Origin of the sequence: Wolbachia endosymbiont of Drosophila seguyi, assembly GCF_028981765.1 — a bacterium.
GTDB classification, from domain to species: Bacteria; Pseudomonadota; Alphaproteobacteria; order Rickettsiales; family Anaplasmataceae; genus Wolbachia; species Wolbachia pipientis.
Genome location: NZ_JAPQLM010000155.1, coordinates 1 through 4,305, shown reverse-complemented (window position 1 = coordinate 4,305; position 4,305 = coordinate 1). Strand labels below are relative to the sequence as shown.

The following is a 4,305-nucleotide window of genomic DNA, read 5'->3' as shown; positions in this document are numbered from 1 at the left end:
GAAAAAGGAAGTTTTCTTGTTCGTGTAAAACTCAACACAATGGATTTTCTGAAAAGTTTTCGAGTATATTATATTTTTAATTTGTAGAATAAGGTTTTTTCCTTTTTGCATATTTCACCTAAAAAGGACACATTTTAGACTTCTTTGTTGAAATAAAACAGAAACAAAAGTGCTGTCCCTTGCACTCTTTGGATAATTTAATGATAAAAAATTTGGAGAGAAATTTTATACACTATCGCTGATATTTTTCCTTAAGTTGACGCCATTGCCTGAACGGATACAACTTAATTTTTAATCTGCAGGAGTCAAGTTGAGAATGTCCAATTTTCCACTTTCTTTATAGCATAACATACTTCAGCGCCTCTTGCTCCTCTTGAAGTCCAATGGGCTCACCACTTATGTGTAAATTAATCGTTAATGTTGTACACGTTCTTTTCTTTTTCTACTCTCTCTTGCTCTTCAATACAATATATAGCAAGCGGATTAGCTTTAAGTCTTTCGACTCCTATTTCTTCTCCTGTTCCATCGCAGTAACCATAAGTGCCTAATTTTATTTTTTCTAACGCCTCCTTAATTTTTTCTTTTCTATCTTTTCGACGCTTGATTAATTTCTCGTTTCCACTATCTTCATCAGAATAGTATGTATCAATACTATTATCTTCTAGTTCTTGTTTCTCTAACTCAGCGAGTATTGATTGTAACTTTAAGCTGAAGTATTCCAGTTGTTTTACGCTCATATATTCTTCATCTTCTGAAGGAGTGTAATCTTCTGGTGACTTTATTTTTGGTAACTTTTCCATAATTGCATTATCAAAAAAATAATAAAACCTGTATAATTTATGAACAAAAAATTATACTACCTCAAAGTAAACACTATAATTTATAATAAACATTTAAAAGCCTAGTATGATCGACTCAGTAAAAAAATTAGTAATAGATGATAAGAACTTTACCTATATAGTATGTATTTTTATCATAATGTTAAGTTTATCTTCATTTACACTTAAAAACAACAATAAACAAGAAGTTATGTTAACATTAACATGGATATGTGCTACATTTGTTTTGCAGATTTCTACAAATAATTTGTTTACATCTGATTATCATGATGGAATATTAGAGCAAATCTTTGTACAGCCACTCTCTTCTAGGCTTATAGTTGCTTATAAAATTTTCGCTCACTGGTTATTATTTGGGTTACCGATTTCAGTAATTTCTTCCATATTCAGCTTTGCAATTCTAGGCAATAGTATTGAACACTCAATAGCAGTTGGAGTGTCTTTATTATTTAATACGCTGATAATCACCAATATTTCAGCTACTGGAAATGCATTGATGATTGGTCAAAACAACTTAGCATCAGGAGTATCGCAAATTCTTGTTTTGCCAATGATAATGCCAACCTTTGTGTATTTTAAAATGCTAACTCAATTTGAAAATTTATCCTTGAATATTTATACACTACTAATCACCATCTTAGTTTTTGTTATTTTGATTGTTAACAGCACCATAACTACTCACATGGCACTAAAATTTGCTGTGGAACAGGATTGAAAAATCTTACTGTTATTCAGTAGACTTCTTGCATAACCTAGAAAAAAGGCAAATAGTTATTATAGATTTAGGTTTATCGACAATTTGAAAAACCTTCATTCCAGCATCCTTCCCTGTCATCCAAGTAGCCCTTCGTTGTCATCCCAGTGTCAAAAACTGGGATAACAGCTAACCTGACAACCGTCATCCCGCTACTTGTTAGCGGCTAAGAGATACCGTGACGGTATGACGGTTCGCGGTGGCATGACGATAAGCCTCATCATCCCGCTACGTGTTAGCGCCGCGGCGGTATGACGATTCGCAGCGGCATGACGAGAAAGGGGCTACTTGGATGATACCTTTTTTCTACTTAGTTTGGGTTATGCAAGAAGTCTATTCCTTCATAAGGAGAAGTAGTTAAAGGAATTTACTCTATTTCTCCCTCTTTTTTTATTATTTTTAATCTATAGTTAACGTAAAAGAGATATGCAAAAACTCTATTGATCCATAGTCTGCAAATTATTAATAACACTTACTTTAAAGAACCTCACTTTACGCTGATCTTTGAGCGCTCTTCTGTGATATTTTGTAAGAGTATAACTTGTGAAATCGTCTTCCCTATAGATTAAAGAGTTACACTGCTTTATATGTGATGCTATCCACTCTGCATAGTCCTGATGATCGGTTGCAATGAATATTTCCCCTGTTATAAGTATTTTTTTTGCTAATAAATTTAAAAATTCCGTATTAATTAATCGTCTTTTATTGTGACTTCTTTTTGGCCATGGATCTGGAAAGAGAATAAAGAATCTTTCAACACTGTTATCAGGAAAATTTGCAATCAATTCTCTTGCATCTTCTGTCCACATTAAAATATTTTTTATGTTCTGTATTTCTATGTTTGTTAGCAAGCGAGAAACCCCCTTTAAGTAGGGCTCACATCCTATAAATAATAGATCAGGTTCATTGAGCACCTGGTAAAGCATATTTTCACCGTTGCCAAAGCCTATTTCTACCCATATTCTTTTTTGTGAATTTACAATTTTCTCTATAGATTCCTTGCTGTTTTGAATAGAATATTTTTCCAATATTTCATCAACATCAGGTTTTAGCCTGGACCTTCTGGAGAACGATCTAATCCACTTGCTATTCTTAAATAGCATATTCTTGATACATATATAATTTTCTCACTATATTTTATATAGCTTAAACAATTCTCGAAATGAGTTAATGAAAAATTACTTGTCAATAATTGTTAATATTATATAATATATGAGTTCTAATAAAGTTTAAGTTAAAGGTATGAATAATAATAATCCAGTCGTAAATCTACCGGTTACTATCAGAAAGCTATCATCAAACAAATTTATAGAAGAGATATGTCAAGGCCAATTTGAGGATCAAGATAATACCTTGTTTGAAGATTCTTTTGTTAACAAAATTAAAGAAGGAGATGTGGTAGAAGGTGTAATTACAAGAATAAACCCTAACGACGTTGTGGTTGATATTGGTTTAAAATCTGACGGGAGAATTCTGATCAAGGAACTCGGTTGTAATGATGAGGTCATTATTGGCTCGAAAATCAGAGTTTATGTGGAAAGAATTGAAGATTATCATGGTAATGTTGTTCTTAGTCGTGAAAAAGCAATTAGGGACGAAAAATGGAATAAGTTGGAAGAAGATACAGTTACAAGGGCTGAAGTAAGCGGAGTTATTAAACGCTCAATTAAATGTGGCTTTATTGTTGATCTTGGTGACGGAATAAGCGCTTTTTTACCGCTGAGTCATGTGGATTTGAAGCAAGTAAAAGATGCGAAGCACCTTATTGAAACTGAACAAAAGTTCATCGTGCTTAAAATGGATAAGAAGCAGGGCAATATTGTAGTATCAAGAAAGCTGGTGTTAGAAAAATTGCACGCTGGTGAAAAAATTAAATTTTTAGAATCTTTAAATGAAGGCGATATAATAGAAGGGAAAATAAAAAGTATCACTCATTACGGTGTATTTGTCGGTATTCATGAATCAGATGTAGTGGGAGTTATAGATGGATTGTTACATATTACAGATATCTCTTGGAGTAGGGTAAGTCATCCGTCTGCAGTTTTTACTTGTGGTCAGACTATAAAAGTTAAAATTATAAAAATAGATAAGGAAAATGCTAAAATTTCCTTGGGTGTGAAGCAGCTAGAAGATAGCCCTTGGCAAGATGCAGAGTCAAAATATCCAGTTGATAGTGTGCATAAGGGTTATGTAACAAGCATAGAAGATTATGGATTATTTGTTGAGCTTAGACCTGGAATTGAAGGTTTAGTGCACTCGTCAGAAATAACTTGGGTTAAGAGTAATTTACCAGTTAGTAGTCTCGTAACAAGGGGACAAGAAGTATATGTAAAAATTCTCAGTATTGACATTGCTAAGAGTAGGATGAGTTTAAGCATGAAAAGGTGTGTAGACAACCCTTGGCAAGTATTTATCAATAAATATCCTCCTGGTTCTATTGTTTCTGGTGAAGTGAAGAATAATACCGGCTCATATGTATCTGTTGCTTTCGGTGATTCTGAAATAGATGAGAACGTAGAAGGGACAATATATGTGAAAGATTTTAGTTGGTCTAAAAATGGTTCAGATGAGATAAAGAAGTATAATGTAGGTGATAAAATAGAAGCAAAAGTAATAAGGGCTAACGTGAATCGGGCAAGAATTTATCTTGGAATAAAACAAATAGAGTATGATCCTCTTGAAGAACTGATAAAGAAAGTTAAGGTAGGTGAT

The 4,305-nt window shown here is 33.0% G+C and carries 4 protein-coding genes; 2 read left to right on the top strand and 2 right to left on the bottom strand.

What is annotated here, in order from left to right; translation table 11 throughout:
• Nucleotides 1-407: 407 nt before the first annotated feature.
• Nucleotides 408-800, bottom strand: a complete 393-nt coding sequence (locus OZD62_RS03975) for a TraR/DksA family transcriptional regulator (protein WP_275019473.1) — start codon at nt 798-800, stop codon at nt 408-410.
• Nucleotides 801-906: 106 nt separating this feature from the next.
• Here OZD62_RS03975 and OZD62_RS03970 point away from each other — a divergent pair, with 106 nt between their 5' ends.
• Nucleotides 907-1,554, top strand: coding sequence for a heme exporter protein CcmB (locus tag OZD62_RS03970; protein ID WP_010963039.1), 648 nt, complete (start codon nt 907-909; stop codon nt 1,552-1,554).
• A 476-nt stretch (nt 1,555-2,030) separates the two neighbouring features.
• On the opposite strand, the gene trmB is transcribed toward OZD62_RS03970, so the two are convergent.
• Nucleotides 2,031-2,696, bottom strand: coding sequence for a tRNA (guanosine(46)-N7)-methyltransferase TrmB (gene trmB / locus OZD62_RS03965; protein WP_012673367.1), 666 nt, complete (start codon nt 2,694-2,696; stop codon nt 2,031-2,033).
• 139 nt (nt 2,697-2,835) lie between these two features.
• On the opposite strand from trmB, the gene OZD62_RS03960 reads away from it, so the two are divergent.
• The coding region (locus OZD62_RS03960) for a 30S ribosomal protein S1 (RefSeq protein ID WP_275019472.1) at nt 2,836-4,305 on the top strand (1,470 nt) is incomplete at its 3' end.